We start from the raw sequence: 13,003 nt of genomic DNA on the forward strand, positions 1-13,003 counted from the left end.
GACACGAACTACAACGAGGAGTCGTTCTTCGTACGGCACTGCTACTTCACCGGTGGCAACGACCCGATGAAGAAGCTCAAGGTCGCACTCAAGGCGGATATCAACGCGGACGCGTGGGAGCAGCTCTACCGCACGACGTCGATGCCATTCGAGCGCCCCACCACCGGCAAGATCGCCATCAAGGTCATCAACGACTACGGCGACGAGGTCATGAAGGTGTACGACGTTGACTGACCCCGGACACGCGGAAGTAGCCAGGACTCGCCCGTGAAGATTCCGGAGCTGCGCTGGCCGGCGCGCGAAGAAGAGTACGACGATGATCTTCTGCTTGACATCGAGGTCGGTGTCATCGCGTTCCTCTATCGTGGCAGGAACGCCTGGCACAGCACATGGGTGCAGAACTGGTTTCGGGAGGCACGTCTCTACAGGGACATCTACGGCGCGAGGTTCGGGGCCGAGTCTTTACGAAAGCAGGGAAGCGTCTTCTACGTGCGTGAAGTGCCCGCCCTCCTCCTCCGCGGTTCGCGCGAATCTGTCGTCGTATGCGACATCAACGCGAGCGCCCCGTTCTCGGAGTTCGACGGCGTCGGCTGCGTGCCGGTCGACACCGCGGAGGGCAGATGGATCGATGGCATCTACCCCGGTGTCTCGCTCCGCGACGCGACGCGAGCGTTCGATCCGGCCTCGGGCAAGTGGCGCGGGGCTCAGAAAGCTGAGGGCAGCGTGGCACTTGGTCTGGTGTCCGCCGATTCTTCGCTCCCATCTCGGGAGGAGGAGCTTCGCTCCGTCAAGTCGTACCCCCAAGGCACGGGATATCTTCTGGGTTGGACGACCGACCATGCCCGCCGTCCGCTTACCATGGAGGGAGCCGACGCCGTGCGCGACTCGTGGCAGCAGCTCGCGGACATGGCAGCGCGAATCTCCACGGAGGATCACGACCGCCGCAGCGCGTTCATCCACTACCGGGACCACGTGCTCGAGGCCCAGCCGCACTCACTCTGGCTCGCCGCGCGAGAAACGCGACGCGCGGCAGCAGTCACCCGCTGGCACGAGCTGTCGGCATCCTGGCTGGCAGCACGTGCACGCGTCGCAGATCTCAAGACCGAACTGCAAGCCGCACAAGCGGAACTGAGCGCTGCGGTCGACGCACAGTTCCGCACCGCCGACACCTCCGCAGGCGTGCGCGCACAACGAGTACGCGTCGAGGCTGCCAGGACCACAGTCGCGGAACTCGAAACGAAGCTGGTGGCCGCGAAGAACGACGAGCGCGCCGCCTTCGCTGCTCAATCCGCGGGGCCGTCCCACTTCGAGACGTGAACCCCGTCTCTCCCTGTATGCCTCGCGCCCTCAGCGACTCCGGCCACGCAGCCCCGCCAGCGCCCGATCGACCGCGCGATACCCGTCCCCCGGCGATCGCCAGCGACAATACGGGTCCCACCACGCCGGTCCGCGGATCTCGGCGGTGCCGTCACGCATCCTGATCTGCCAGCCCGAGGTGTCGAGAGTCCGGTGGTGATGCCAACACAGCGCGACGCCGTTGCTCGTATGCGTCGGCCCGCCTTTCGCCCACTCCTGCACGTGATGGATCTCGCACCAGTCTCCGCGCACGTCGCAGCCCGGGATCAGGCATCCGCCGTCGCGCAGCAGGATCGCCTTGCGCTGGTGCGGCGTGAAGATGCGCCCGCTGGTGCTGATGCCGATGATGGCCCCGGCGTCGTCGAACAGCACCCGCTGTACGTTTCCCGCGCAGGCTGCGTGCATGGCGACACTCAGCGGCGCGTCCCACTCCGCGCCTGGGAAGTGCGTCCGGCCGGCACCGGATGCGAGATCTGCAGCATCCACCGACACCACCAACGTCGGAGAGGCCCCGCCCAGCTGCGGCGCGGCTTCCGCCGCAGCGACCGAGCCGACGATGGCTGCGAACACGTCGTGGCGCTTCTGCGTGGGTGTGCGCAGGTCGGCCGCAGCCAGTGGCGGCACGTTGACGTCCGGCTCGTCGCCGAGATCCAGCCGCCCGTCGTCGGGCGAGGGCGCGAATTGCACACGTGGATTGCTGTAGGCATCCATCAGCCGCTGCAGCATCGCCGCGACCTCGGGCAGCAGATCACCACGCACCGGCACCGCGCCATCACGCAGCCTCCCGAGCGCGAAGCTCCGTCTGCGCTCACCTGCGTCATCGGCGGGACGGGCCCCGTCGGGATCGATCCGCTGCAGCACATGCGCGGCCAACGCTGACAGCTCCGTGACCGTGGGGCGCAGCGCTCGGTCCCCTTCGCAGGCATCAGCGTCGGAGGCTGAGAGATCTCGCCCTGACCCTGCTCGTGCCAGTACGGCATCCGCCGCGACGAAGTCCTCCGGCATGATCCGCGGTTGCGCCTGCCGCAGCGGACCGGTGCAGGCGAGGAATCCGGCCAGCGACATTTCGCCGGAGCGAAACGCAGCAGACAGTTCGGGGAAATCCCCCGGCAGCCGCTCACCCGAGACGATCGCGATGTCTTCATGCACGGCGTCAGCCGCGGTCGAATAGCGACGGGCGGTGGCCCCGTCGATCAGCATGACGCGCTGCAGCAGCTCGGACGTGTTCCGGCATCCGGCACGTGCCGTGATCCGGTCCGCTCGCTCGCGTTTCGCATCCTCGGATTCGGTCTCGTCCACCACGTCGACGACGATGCCGTCCAGCAGCCGCTGGAGCTGCCCGACGCTGCGGAGCACGCCGATCTGCTCGGCGGAGTCCAGCTCCGCGACGCCTGAGGCGTGCATCGCTCCCGCACGCGTCTCGGCAAGCTGCCGAGCGATGCTCTGGAGCACTTGCGGGAGCGATGTCATGCATCCATTCAACAGGGGGCCACCGACATTGCAGCTCCAGGTCAGATCTGATTTTCAATGTGTGGATAACCCACGCCCGCCCACAATTGTGCAGGGAGAGTCACCAGACTGGAAGAACCGCGAACCGGCCCTTCAACCCTCCGAGAACGGGTTGAACACCCTCAGCCCCGGGACCTCGAAGTCCTTCACGTTGCGCGTGACGAGCGTGAGGTCGTGGTGCAGCGCGGTAGCGGCGATCAGGGCATCCGTCAGCTGCCGACGATCCGGCACCTGGATCGATGCGCAGATTCGGCCGATCTCATGGGTCACGGGAAGCATCCGTGGCTCGTACGTCCTGCGGATCTTCTTCAGCCATGCGTCGAGGAAAGACGCCTGGCGCGGATCCTTGTGACGCTTGCCGACGAGCCCGAGCTCGAGCTCATAGTCAGTGACCACGCTGACCCACCAATCGTCTGGCCCCAGCGCATCCAGCCACGTCAGCGCGTGCGGATCTGCGCGCCCCGCACGGCGCAGTTCGGAGATGACGTTCGTGTCCAGGAGATACATCAGTCGAACTCGAAGGGCGGTCGGTCGGGGGTGTTCTTGCGGATGTCCCGGAGGATCTCGTCGAAATCATCGTCATCGTCGAACTCGACGCCCTCGGGCGGCGAAAGCAGCTTCAGCAGACTGTACGGAGCATCCCCGCCGTCCGATGAGGTCGCTGGTCGCAGCCTCTCGTACTCCGCAATGCTCAACAGCACATACGCCGGCTCGCCGTGCCGCGTGACCAGCACTGGTTCGTCATCGGCGATGCGCTGCGCTTTCGCGACCGATTGATTGAACTCCCGTGCGCTCATGGTGAACATCGTGCACCTCCGCCGGAGAAGTAGTAACGGTACTACACAGTCTACGCGGGCCTCGCCCGTGAAAGGATGTCCACATGTCGCGAACCCCGATGGCGCTGCTGTCCCCCGCCGATCAGGAGCGGCTGCGGGGCCTGCGCCGGATGAAGGCGGTGGCCCTGGGCGCACTGATCTTCATGGCCGTGGTCTTCGTGATCGCGTTCGCCCTGGAGCACCGGTATCCGTGGCTGGCCTACGCGCGCGCGGCCGCCGAGGGCGGCATGGTCGGCGCGCTCGCGGACTGGTTCGCCGTCACGGCGCTGTTCCGGCACCCGCTGGGACTACCCATCCCGCACACCGCGATCATCCCGAACCGCAAGGATGAGATCGGCCGCTCGCTGGGCGAGTTCGTCGAGACCAACTTCCTCTCCGGCGAGATCGTGCGCGACAAGCTCTCCCGCACCGCGCTGTCGAAGCGCCTCGGCGAATGGCTGCAGGACCCGGGTCACGCGGAGCGGGTCGCCGCAGAGGGCTCGACCGCGGCATCCGCCGTGCTCCGCGCGCTGAGCGACGACGACGTGCAGGGCCTCATCGCCGATCTCGCGCGCGAGCACCTGATCGAGCCGGACTGGGCGCCGTCCGCGGGCGGCTGGCTGGAGCGCATCGTCGAGGCGGATGCGCATCGCGGCGCGGTCGACCTGGCCGTGGACAGCATCTCGACCTGGCTGCACGCCAACGCGCACACCTTCCAGGGCCTCGTCTCCCGACGGCTCCCGGGCTGGGTCCCGAAGCTCGCGCACCGCTTCGTCGACGAGACCGTCTACCACGAGGCCGTCCGCTTCGTGGAGGCCGTGCAGGCCGACCCGCAGCATCCGGCCCGTCAGGCGCTCGACGGCTACCTGGCTCGCCTGGCCGACCGCCTGCAGCACGACCCCGCCATGCGGGACCGCTTCGAGGGCGCCAAGGCCGCGGTGTTCGACAGCCCGCGGGTGATCGCACTCGCGGCGCAGGCCTGGGACACCGCCAAGAACGGCCTGCTCACCGCCCTCGCCGACCCGGAGAGCGGGCTGCGCCGCCGCGCGGCATCCGCCGTCGCCGAGATCGGTCGGCGCCTGGCCACTGAGCCTGCCCTGCAGGCTCGCGTCGACGGCTGGGTCACCGACGCCGCGGTGTTCCTGGTCGACCGCTACCGGCACGACATCGCGTCGATCATCACCGACACCGTCGAGAAGTGGGATGCCGCGGAGACCACCGAGAAGATCGAGCTGATGGTGGGACGCGATCTGCAGTACATCCGGCTGAACGGCACGGTGGTGGGAGCGCTCGCCGGGCTCGCGATCTTCGCCGTCGCGCATGCCGTGATCCCAGTCCCCCTGGGACTGGGCTGACGCCGTCGGCGGGAGCCGGGGCCTCAGCCCGCCAGGGCCTCGGCGATCGGCCGGTCGCCGTCGTTGAACCGGATGGTCCGGCGGATGGTCGCGGGCTGCCGCAGCGTCTCCGCGACCACGAGAGCGACGTCCGCGCGGCTCACCTCGCCCGAGACATCGGCGGTCACGTCGATGCGGCCGGTGGCCTCGCTTAGCGTCAGGCGGCTGGGCGCCAGCACGGTCCAGTCCAGGCCGGTCGCCCGCAGGTACTCGTCGGCTGCCGCCTTCGCCTCGGCGTAGGCGTGGAACGGATCGGATGCCGGGATGCCGTGCTCGGGCGAGGATCCGAAGTAGGACACCATCACGTAGCGGCCCAGGCCGGCGTCCCTCGCCGCGTCCATAGACCGCACGGCGGCCTCGAAGTCGACGGCGTGCGTCCGCGCCGGGTCCCCGCCGCCCGCGCCGGCCGACCAGACGACGGCGTCGTGCCCGGCGATCAGCGCCGCGAACGCCGCCCGGTCCTCCCGCTCCATGTCGAACACCGCGGGCACGGCTCCGGCGGCACGCACGTCATCGGCCTGCGCGGGATCGCGGATGACGGCGGTGACCTCGTCGCCGCGAGCGACGAGCACCGGAGCGAGCAGCAGTGCGACCTTGCCGTGGCCGCCGAACACGATGATCCGAGCCATGCCTCCACGTTACTCGTGCGGATCCGGTACGGCGCCGGAGCGCCGAAGAGCTTCTCCCCAGCACGAGACAGCCCTCATGACGTCCGTCTCGCGCTGGAGCAGAACCCTTCTGCTGGAGCCTTCGGTGGAGCAGAAGCCCTCCTGCGCGCTCAGCGGGCTGCGAGGCCCGCCAGAAGCTCCAGCACGCACAAGGCCGCGAGGCGCACGGTGCGGCCGTCCTCGGCATCCGCCGTCGCGTCGACCTCGGCGAGGTCGGCGCTGACGACGCGCTCGTCGGCCGCGATGCCGCGGACCAGGGCCCGCAGCTCCCACGCGGCGAAGCCGCCGGGAACACTCGCCGGGCAGCCCGGGACGGCCGCGCGATCGACTGCGTCGACGTCGATGTCCAGGTGGATGCGGGAGCCCGCTCCGGCGACCTCCAGCGCCTCCGCGACCACGTCGGCGATGCCGCGACGGCGCACCTCGTCGAGAGTGATCACCCGGATGCCCCACTCGGCCGCGCGCTGCGCGTAGGCCGCGGAGTTCGCGAAGTCGGCGATGCCGATCTGCACGATCCGCTTCGGGTCGATGCGCTCGCCCTCCGGGGCATCCTGCACCAGCCGGCGCACCGGCGAGCCGTTGGAGACGCCGTCGCGCAGGTCGTAGTGCGCGTCGATCGTGATGAGACCGTCGGCCCCGGCGCCACGCGCGACGGGGTAGGTCAGCGAGTTGTCGCCGCCGAGCGCGATGACCAGACGCGAGTCCGCGGCCAGCTCCCGCACGCGGTCGACCGCGCGCTGCACGCCCTCGTCGCCGTCGGGCTCGTGCACGTCACCGGCATCCGCGATCCGCAGCGCATCGTTCAGGTCCACGGCGGGGGTGCCCATCAGCGTCGCACTGTACCGCGGCAGGGCCTCGCGGATCGCGGCCGGCGTCGCGTGAGCGCCCGTGCTCGAGATCGACGTGCGCCAGGTCGGGACGCCCAGCAGCACGGCATCCGTCTTCTCCCCCGCGACCGGCGCGGGCCAGGATCCGGCGCGCGGCCAGAGCTCGTCGTGCGGAAGTGCCATGTTCGTCCTCTCCTGGCGTCAGCGGACCGCGACGCCGTCCTTCCAGACCTTCTTCACCAGCGGCACACCGGGACGGTAGGCCAGGTGCACGCGCGTGGGCGCGTCGAGCATCACCAGATCGGCGCGCCTGCCCGGCGCGATCACGCCGATGTCATCCCGCTGCAGCGCCGCGGCGCCTCCGGCGGTGGCCGCCCAGACGGCCTCGGCGGTCGTCATGCCCATCTCCCGCACCGCGAGCGCGATGCAGAACGGCATGGAGGACGTGAAGCTCGATCCGGGGTTCGTGTCGCAGGCGATCGCGACGGTCACTCCCGCATCGATCAGCCGGCGCGCGTCCGGGAACGGATGCCGGGTGGAGAACTCCACCCCGGGCAGCGCAGTGAGCACCGTGTCGGATGCGGCGAGCGCGGCCACGTCCTCGTCGGAGAGGTACGTGCCGTGGTCGACGGATGCCGCACCCAGCTCGATGGCCAGCTGCACGCCCTCACCGGGGCCGAGCTGGCTGGCGTGCACGCGCGGCTTCAGGCCGCGGGCGATGCCCGCCTCGAGCACCCGCCGGGACTGCGGCACCGTGAACGCCCCTGTCTCGCAGAACACGTCGATCCACCTGGAGTGCGGGGCGCAGGCGTCCAGCATCTCGCCGATCACCAGATCGACGTACTCGTCGCCGCGGTCGGCGTACTCCGCCGGCACGACGTGGGCACCGAGGAAGGTGACCTCGGGCGTGACCTCGGCGGCCAGGCGCACCAGGCGCGCCTCGGTCTCGACGTCCAGCCCGTAGCCGCTCTTGATCTCGACGGTGGTGGTGCCCTGCGTGAGCATCTCGTCGAGGAAGCCGCGCAGCCGCGCGCGCAGCTCGTCGTCGGACGCGCCGCGGGTCGCGGCGACGGTGGAGCGGATGCCGCCGGCCGCGTACCTCTCGCCGGCCATGCGAGCCTCGAACTCGGTCGCCCGGTCGCCGCCGAACACGATGTGGCTGTGGCTGTCGACGAAGCCGGGGATGACCGCACGGCCCTCGGCGTCCACTTCGAGGTAGCCGCCGGGAACCGCGGGGACCTCGGATGCCGGGCCGACCCACGCGATGCGGTCGCCCTCGATGAGGACGGCCGCGTCCGTGAGCGTGCCGAAGCGATCGCCCGGATGCCCCGATCTGCTGATACTGTCCCGACTCGCGGACGAATCCCCCGAAACAGTCCGCGAATCGGGTCGGGCTCCGCCTATCGGGACAGCGCCGTCCAGCGGGGAGCTGACGTTGGTCGTCAGCTCCCCGATGTTCGTAATGAGCGTGGTGCTCACAGCATCGGCACCTTGAGGCCGCGCTCGCGGGCCACGTCGCGGGCGTGCTCGTAGCCCGCGTCCACATGACGCATCACGCCGGTGCCGGGGTCGTTGGTCAGCACGCGCTCGAGCTTCTCGGCTGCGAGCTCGGAGCCGTCGGCGACGGTGACCTGGCCGGCGTGGATCGAGCGGCCGATGCCGACGCCGCCGCCGTGGTGCAGCGACACCCAGCTGGCGCCCGAGGAGGTGTTCAGCAGGGCGTTCAGCAGCGGCCAGTCGGCGATCGCGTCGGAGCCGTCCTTCATGGCCTCGGTCTCGCGGTACGGGCTGGCGACAGAACCGGAGTCCAGGTGGTCACGGCCGATCACGATCGGGGCGGACAGCTCGCCGGAGGCGACCATCTCGTTGAACTTCAGGCCGGCCAGGTGGCGCTCCTTGTAGCCCAGCCAGCAGATGCGTGCGGGCAGACCCTCGAAGTGCACCTTCTCGCCGGCCTTCTCCAGCCAGCGGTGCAGGGCCTTGTCCTCGGGGAACAGCTCCGCGATGGCACGGTCGGTCTTGTAGATGTCCTCCGGGTCACCGGAGAGAGCGGCCCAGCGGAACGGGCCGCGGCCCTCTTCGAACTGCGGGCGGATGTACGCCGGCACGAAACCGGGGAACTCGAACGCCCGGTCGAAGCCGCCGAGCTTGGCCTCGGCGCGGATGGAGTTGCCGTAGTCGAACACGGCGGCGCCGGCGTCCTGGAACGCGACCATGGCGGCGACGTGCGCGGCCATCGCCTCGCGCGAGCGTCGGGTGAACTCCTCGGGGTCGCGCTCGGCCTCGGCCTTCCAGTCCTCGAACGCGATGCCGACGGGCAGGTACGCGAGCGGGTCGTGCGCGCTGGTCTGGTCAGTCACGATGTCGATCGCGATCTCACCGGCCTGCTGACGGCGGAACAGCTCGGGGAACACCTCGGCGGCGTTGCCCACGATGCCGACGGAGAGGGCCTCGCCCGCCTCCTTGGCGGCGACCGCACGGGCCACGGCCTCGTCGAGATCGGTGTAGTAGACGTCGAGGTAGCCGTGCTCGACGCGGCGCGACAGGCGCGACTCGTCGACGTCGACGATCAGCACAGCGCCCTCGTTGAGCGTGACGGCCAGCGGCTGCGCGCCGCCCATGCCGCCCGCGCCTCCGGTGAGCGACAGCGTGCCCTTCAGCGACTCCTTGCCGAGCGAGCGGGCGACCGCGGCGAAGGTCTCGTAAGTGCCCTGCAGGATGCCCTGGGTGCCGATGTAGATCCACGAACCGGCCGTCATCTGGCCGTACATCATCAGGCCCTCGGCCTCGAGCTTGCGGAACTCGGGCCAGGTGGCCCAGTCGCCAACGAGGTTGGAGTTGGCGATCAGCACGCGCGGCGCCCACTCGTGGGTGCGGAACACGCCGACGGGCTTGCCGGACTGCACGAGCAGGGTCTCGTCGGGCGCGAGCTCGTCGAGGGTCCGCACGATCGCGTCGTACGCCTCCCAGCTGCGTGCCGCGCGACCGGTGCCACCGTAGACGACGAGGTCCTCGGGGTGCTCGGCGACCTCGGCGTCGAGGTTGTTCATCAGCATCCGCTTGGCGGCCTCGGCACCCCAGCTCTTGGCGGTGCGCTGGTTGCCGCGCGCAGCGCGGATGCTGCGGGTGGGGTCGTGGAGGGTGGGTTCAGACATCAGCGTGCTCCTTCGCAGTGCGGAGGACGGCGCCCGAGCGCACGAGCTCGGTGACGGCCTCCATGTCGGGTGAGAGGAAATGGTCGGGTCCGGGGCCGTCGGCGACGGTGCGGACCAGGTCGCGCACGGCACCCGTGGCGGGGCCGGCGACCAGCGGCGCGCGCAGGTCGAGCGCGCGGGCGCCGGTGAGGATCTCGATGGCCAGCACGCGGGTGAGGCCGTCGATGGCGCGGCGCAGCTTGCGGGCTGCCGCCCAGCCCATCGAGACGTGGTCCTCCTGCATGGCCGACGACGGGATGGAGTCGACGGATGCCGGTGCCGCGAGGCGCTTGAGCTCGGAGACGATGCCGGCCGCCGCGTACTGCGCGATCATCAGGCCGGAGTCGACGCCCACCTCGTGCGCGAGGAATGGCGGCAGGTCGCGGTTGCGGGCGGGGTCCAGCGCGCGGTCGGTGCGGCGCTCGGAGATCGAGGCCAGGTCCGCGACCGAGATCGCGAGGAAGTCGAGCACGGCGGCGACAGGGGCGCCGTGGAAGTTGCCGTTCGACTCGAGGCGTCCTTCCGACACCACGATCGGGTTGTCGACGACGGACGCCAGCTCGCGCTCGGCGATCATGGTGGCGTGGCCCATGGTGTCGCGGGCGGTGCCGTGAACCTGCGGCGAGCAGCGCAGCGAGTACGCGTCCTGCACGCGGCCGTCCTCGGGACCCTTGTGGCTGTGCACGATCGGCGACTCGGCGAGGAAGGCGCGGAGGTTCGCGGCGGAGGTCGCCTGGCCCACCTGCGGGCGCAGCGCCATCAGGTCGGCGGCGAACACGGCGTCCGTGCCGAGCTGCGATTCGATCGACATGGCGGCGGCGAGGTCGGCGGTGGTCGTGAGCTGCTCGAGGTCGTGCAGGGCGAGCACGAGCATCCCGAGCATGCCGTCGGTGCCGTTGACGAGGGCGAGGCCCTCCTTCTCCACGAGCGCGAGCGGTTCGACGCCGGCGGCGGCGAGCGCTTCGGACGCCGGGACCAGCTCGCCGTCGGCGTTGCGCACGTCCCCCTCTCCCATTGAGGCGAGTGCGACGTGCGACAGCGGCGCCAGGTCGCCGGAGCAGCCGAGCGAGCCGTACTCGCGCACGACCGGGGTGATGCGGGAGTTGAGCATGGCGGCGTAGGTGTCGACGACGACGGGACGCACGCCGGTGTGGCCGGAGGCCAGGGTCTGCAGGCGGAGGAGCTGCAGGGCGCGCACGACCTCGGTCTCGACCTCGGGGCCGGTGCCCGCGGCGTGCGAGCGGATCAGGCTGAGCTGCAGCTGGCGGCGGCGCTCGGGGGCGATGAAGGTGGTGGCGAGGGCGCCGAAGCCGGTGGAGACGCCGTAGTGCGGGTGCGGGTCGGCGGCCATGCCGTCGATGACGGCGCGGCCGGCGGCGACGCGCTCGCGGGCGACGTCGGCGATCTCGACTTTCGCGAAGTGGCGGGCGACGGCGACGACGTCGGCGGGCGACAGAGGGGCTGCGCCGACGATCACGGTGGAGGAGTGCTGCATGATCTGATTCCACACCGTCGGATGCCCGCGCGGGAGCGCTCCGTGGCAGACTGTGTCTGTGATCCCAGACGAACTGGCTCCGGATGCCTCCGATGCGCGCCCGCAGGTGCCCGCGGCCGATCAGACGCTGCGGATCCTGCGGCATCTGGCCCGCCGGCCCGCGCCGATCGCGGCATCCGCACTGGGCCGCGACCTGGGCATCCCGCGCTCCACGGTCTACCACCTCCTCGCCACGCTCGAGGCGCACGGCTTCGTCGTGCACCTCTCGCAGGAGCGGCGCTGGGGCCTCGGCACCAGCGCCTTCGAGCTCGCCGGCGGCTACGCCCGCCAGGAGCCGCTGGCCCGGCTCGGACGCCCGCTGATCGCCGCTCTCGCCGACCGCATCGGGGAGAGCGCGCACCTGGCCGTGATGAGCGGACGCGACGTGCTGTACATCGTGGAGGAGCGCGCTGCGCGGCGGCCCGCGCTGGTGACGGATGTCGGCGTTCGCCTTCCCGCGCACCTCACGGCCACCGGGCGGGCCATGCTCGCGGCGCTCCCCGCGTCGCAGGTGCGCGCGCTGTACCCGAACACAGCGTCCTTCACCGATCGCACCGGGCAGGGACCCTCGCGCCCGGCCGAACTCCGGGAGGTGCTCCGCGAGGTGCGCGCAGCCGGCGTCGCCACCGAGGACGGCGAGGTGACGCCGGGCTTCCGATCGGTCGCCGCCGTGGTGCGCGACCATGCGGGCTGGCCCGCCGCCGCGGTGGCCGTGACCTGGGAGGGCGAGCGCTCAGTGACGCCGGCGGATGCCGTGCTCGAGGTCGCGCGCACGCTGCAGGCCCGGCTCGGCTGAACAGGGCTGTCCGAGCATGCGGAGGAGGGCCATCTCGAGCCGTCGGAGAATTGTCGCTGATCTGCGACAAGGCCGCGACGGGCGTGCGACGGACGCTCGATACTCTCGAACCATGAACACTTCCGCACGAGCCCTCCTCGCGCTCCTCGGCACCGCCTCGGCCGTCATCGCCCTGGCCGGCTGCTCGGTCGGCGTGGCCTCGCCCGCGCCGGCATCCCAGAAGCCCGAGCCCGCGGCATCGGCAGCCGCCGCCTCGAAGCTGCCCGTCGTCCCCGGGTACGACGTCGGCGACTTCCCGCCCGTGCCGCTGTTCCGGCTGCCGGATCTCTCGCTGCTCGACACCGCATCGGCATCCGGGTTCACGATCGACATCAAGGACGACTTCGCGAAGATCCCCGGGGTCACGGTCTCCCCCGCGCACTGCGATGCCGGCGGCGAGGTGATCGCAGGCAACGGCAGCGCGTACCTGTACGGCGACGGCTCCGGCAACTACACCGGCTCCGACGGCAGCATCCAGAACTACGGCGACGGCTCAGGGAACTTCACGCTGAACGGCATCACCGTGCAGAACTACGGCGACGGCTCGGGCAACTACTCCGGGAACGGCATCACCATCCAGAACTACGGCGACGGCTCGGGCAACTACTCCGACAGCACGATGACCGTGCAGATCTACGGGGACGGCTCCGGCAACTACACGGGCCCCGACGGCACCATCCAGAACCACGGAGACGGCTCGGGCAGCTTCACCGGAGGGGGCGTCACGATCCAGAACTACGGCGACGGCTCCGGCAACTACGCGGCCCCGGGCCTGAGCATCCAGAACTACGGAGACGGCACGGGCAAGCTCAACGGCAAGGACATCAAGGTCGAGCCGATCGCACCGGTCGCCAAGCTGGGCGTGTTCCCG

The 13,003-nt window shown here is 70.4% G+C and carries 13 protein-coding genes; 5 read left to right on the plus strand and 8 right to left on the minus strand.

Annotation, left to right across the window (positions count from 1 at the left end; all coding sequences use genetic code 11):
• Both BGN97_RS10630 and BGN97_RS10635 read left to right on the plus strand, forming a co-directional pair.
• The coding region (locus BGN97_RS10630) for a hypothetical protein (RefSeq protein WP_292701097.1) at positions 1-234 on the plus strand (234 nt) is incomplete at its 5' end.
• Positions 235-267: 33 nt separating this feature from the next.
• Positions 268-1,317, plus strand: coding sequence for a hypothetical protein (locus BGN97_RS10635; protein WP_292701102.1), 1,050 nt, complete (start codon positions 268-270; stop codon positions 1,315-1,317).
• A 30-nt stretch (positions 1,318-1,347) separates the two neighbouring features.
• Here the strand turns inward: BGN97_RS10635 and BGN97_RS10640 are convergent, their stop codons facing one another.
• The 3 genes from BGN97_RS10640 to BGN97_RS10650 form a co-directional block, all read right to left on the minus strand.
• The gene (locus BGN97_RS10640; protein ID WP_292701105.1) at positions 1,348-2,826 is read right to left on the minus strand and encodes an HNH endonuclease signature motif containing protein; all 1,479 of its coding nucleotides are present in this window, start codon (positions 2,824-2,826) and stop codon (positions 1,348-1,350) included.
• 132 nt (positions 2,827-2,958) lie between these two features.
• Entirely contained in the window at positions 2,959-3,372 is a 414-nt protein-coding gene (locus BGN97_RS10645; RefSeq protein WP_292701108.1) for a type II toxin-antitoxin system VapC family toxin, read from the minus strand.
• Positions 3,372-3,662, minus strand: a complete 291-nt coding sequence (locus BGN97_RS10650; protein ID WP_292701111.1) for a type II toxin-antitoxin system prevent-host-death family antitoxin — start codon at positions 3,660-3,662, stop codon at positions 3,372-3,374. The genes BGN97_RS10645 and BGN97_RS10650 overlap by 1 nt, the downstream gene beginning before the upstream one ends.
• Before the next feature lie 83 nt (positions 3,663-3,745).
• On the opposite strand from BGN97_RS10650, the gene BGN97_RS10655 reads away from it, so the two are divergent.
• Positions 3,746-5,035, plus strand: coding sequence for a DUF445 domain-containing protein (locus tag BGN97_RS10655; RefSeq protein WP_292701114.1), 1,290 nt, complete (start codon positions 3,746-3,748; stop codon positions 5,033-5,035).
• A 23-nt stretch (positions 5,036-5,058) separates the two neighbouring features.
• Here the strand turns inward: BGN97_RS10655 and BGN97_RS10660 are convergent, their stop codons facing one another.
• The 5 genes from BGN97_RS10660 to hutH form a co-directional block, all read right to left on the minus strand.
• Positions 5,059-5,703, minus strand: a complete 645-nt coding sequence (locus tag BGN97_RS10660; RefSeq protein ID WP_292701117.1) for an NAD(P)H-binding protein — start codon at positions 5,701-5,703, stop codon at positions 5,059-5,061.
• A gap of 149 nt (positions 5,704-5,852) precedes the next feature.
• Positions 5,853-6,752 carry an agmatinase family protein gene (locus BGN97_RS10665; RefSeq protein ID WP_292701120.1) on the minus strand — a complete coding sequence of 300 codons (900 nt, stop codon included), beginning with the start codon at positions 6,750-6,752 and terminating at the stop codon, positions 5,853-5,855.
• Between the two features lie 18 nt (positions 6,753-6,770).
• Positions 6,771-7,910, minus strand: coding sequence for an imidazolonepropionase (gene hutI, locus BGN97_RS10670; RefSeq protein ID WP_292701235.1), 1,140 nt, complete (start codon positions 7,908-7,910; stop codon positions 6,771-6,773).
• A 134-nt stretch (positions 7,911-8,044) separates the two neighbouring features.
• Positions 8,045-9,724, minus strand: a complete 1,680-nt coding sequence (gene hutU / locus BGN97_RS10675; protein WP_292701122.1) for a urocanate hydratase — start codon at positions 9,722-9,724, stop codon at positions 8,045-8,047.
• Positions 9,717-11,258, minus strand: coding sequence for a histidine ammonia-lyase (hutH, locus tag BGN97_RS10680; RefSeq protein ID WP_292701125.1), 1,542 nt, complete (start codon positions 11,256-11,258; stop codon positions 9,717-9,719). The genes hutU and hutH overlap by 8 nt, the downstream gene beginning before the upstream one ends.
• A gap of 52 nt (positions 11,259-11,310) precedes the next feature.
• Between hutH and BGN97_RS10685 the strand changes: the two genes are divergently transcribed.
• On the plus strand, positions 11,311-12,093 hold the full coding sequence (locus BGN97_RS10685; protein ID WP_292701127.1) for an IclR family transcriptional regulator: 783 nt from the start codon (positions 11,311-11,313) through the stop codon (positions 12,091-12,093).
• 112 nt (positions 12,094-12,205) lie between these two features.
• A partial coding sequence (locus tag BGN97_RS10690) for an OmpA family protein (RefSeq protein ID WP_292701130.1) occupies positions 12,206-13,003 on the plus strand: 798 nt, incomplete at its 3' end.

The organism is Microbacterium sp. 69-10 (assembly GCF_001897945.1).
Lineage (GTDB): Bacteria > Actinomycetota > Actinomycetes > Actinomycetales > Microbacteriaceae > Microbacterium.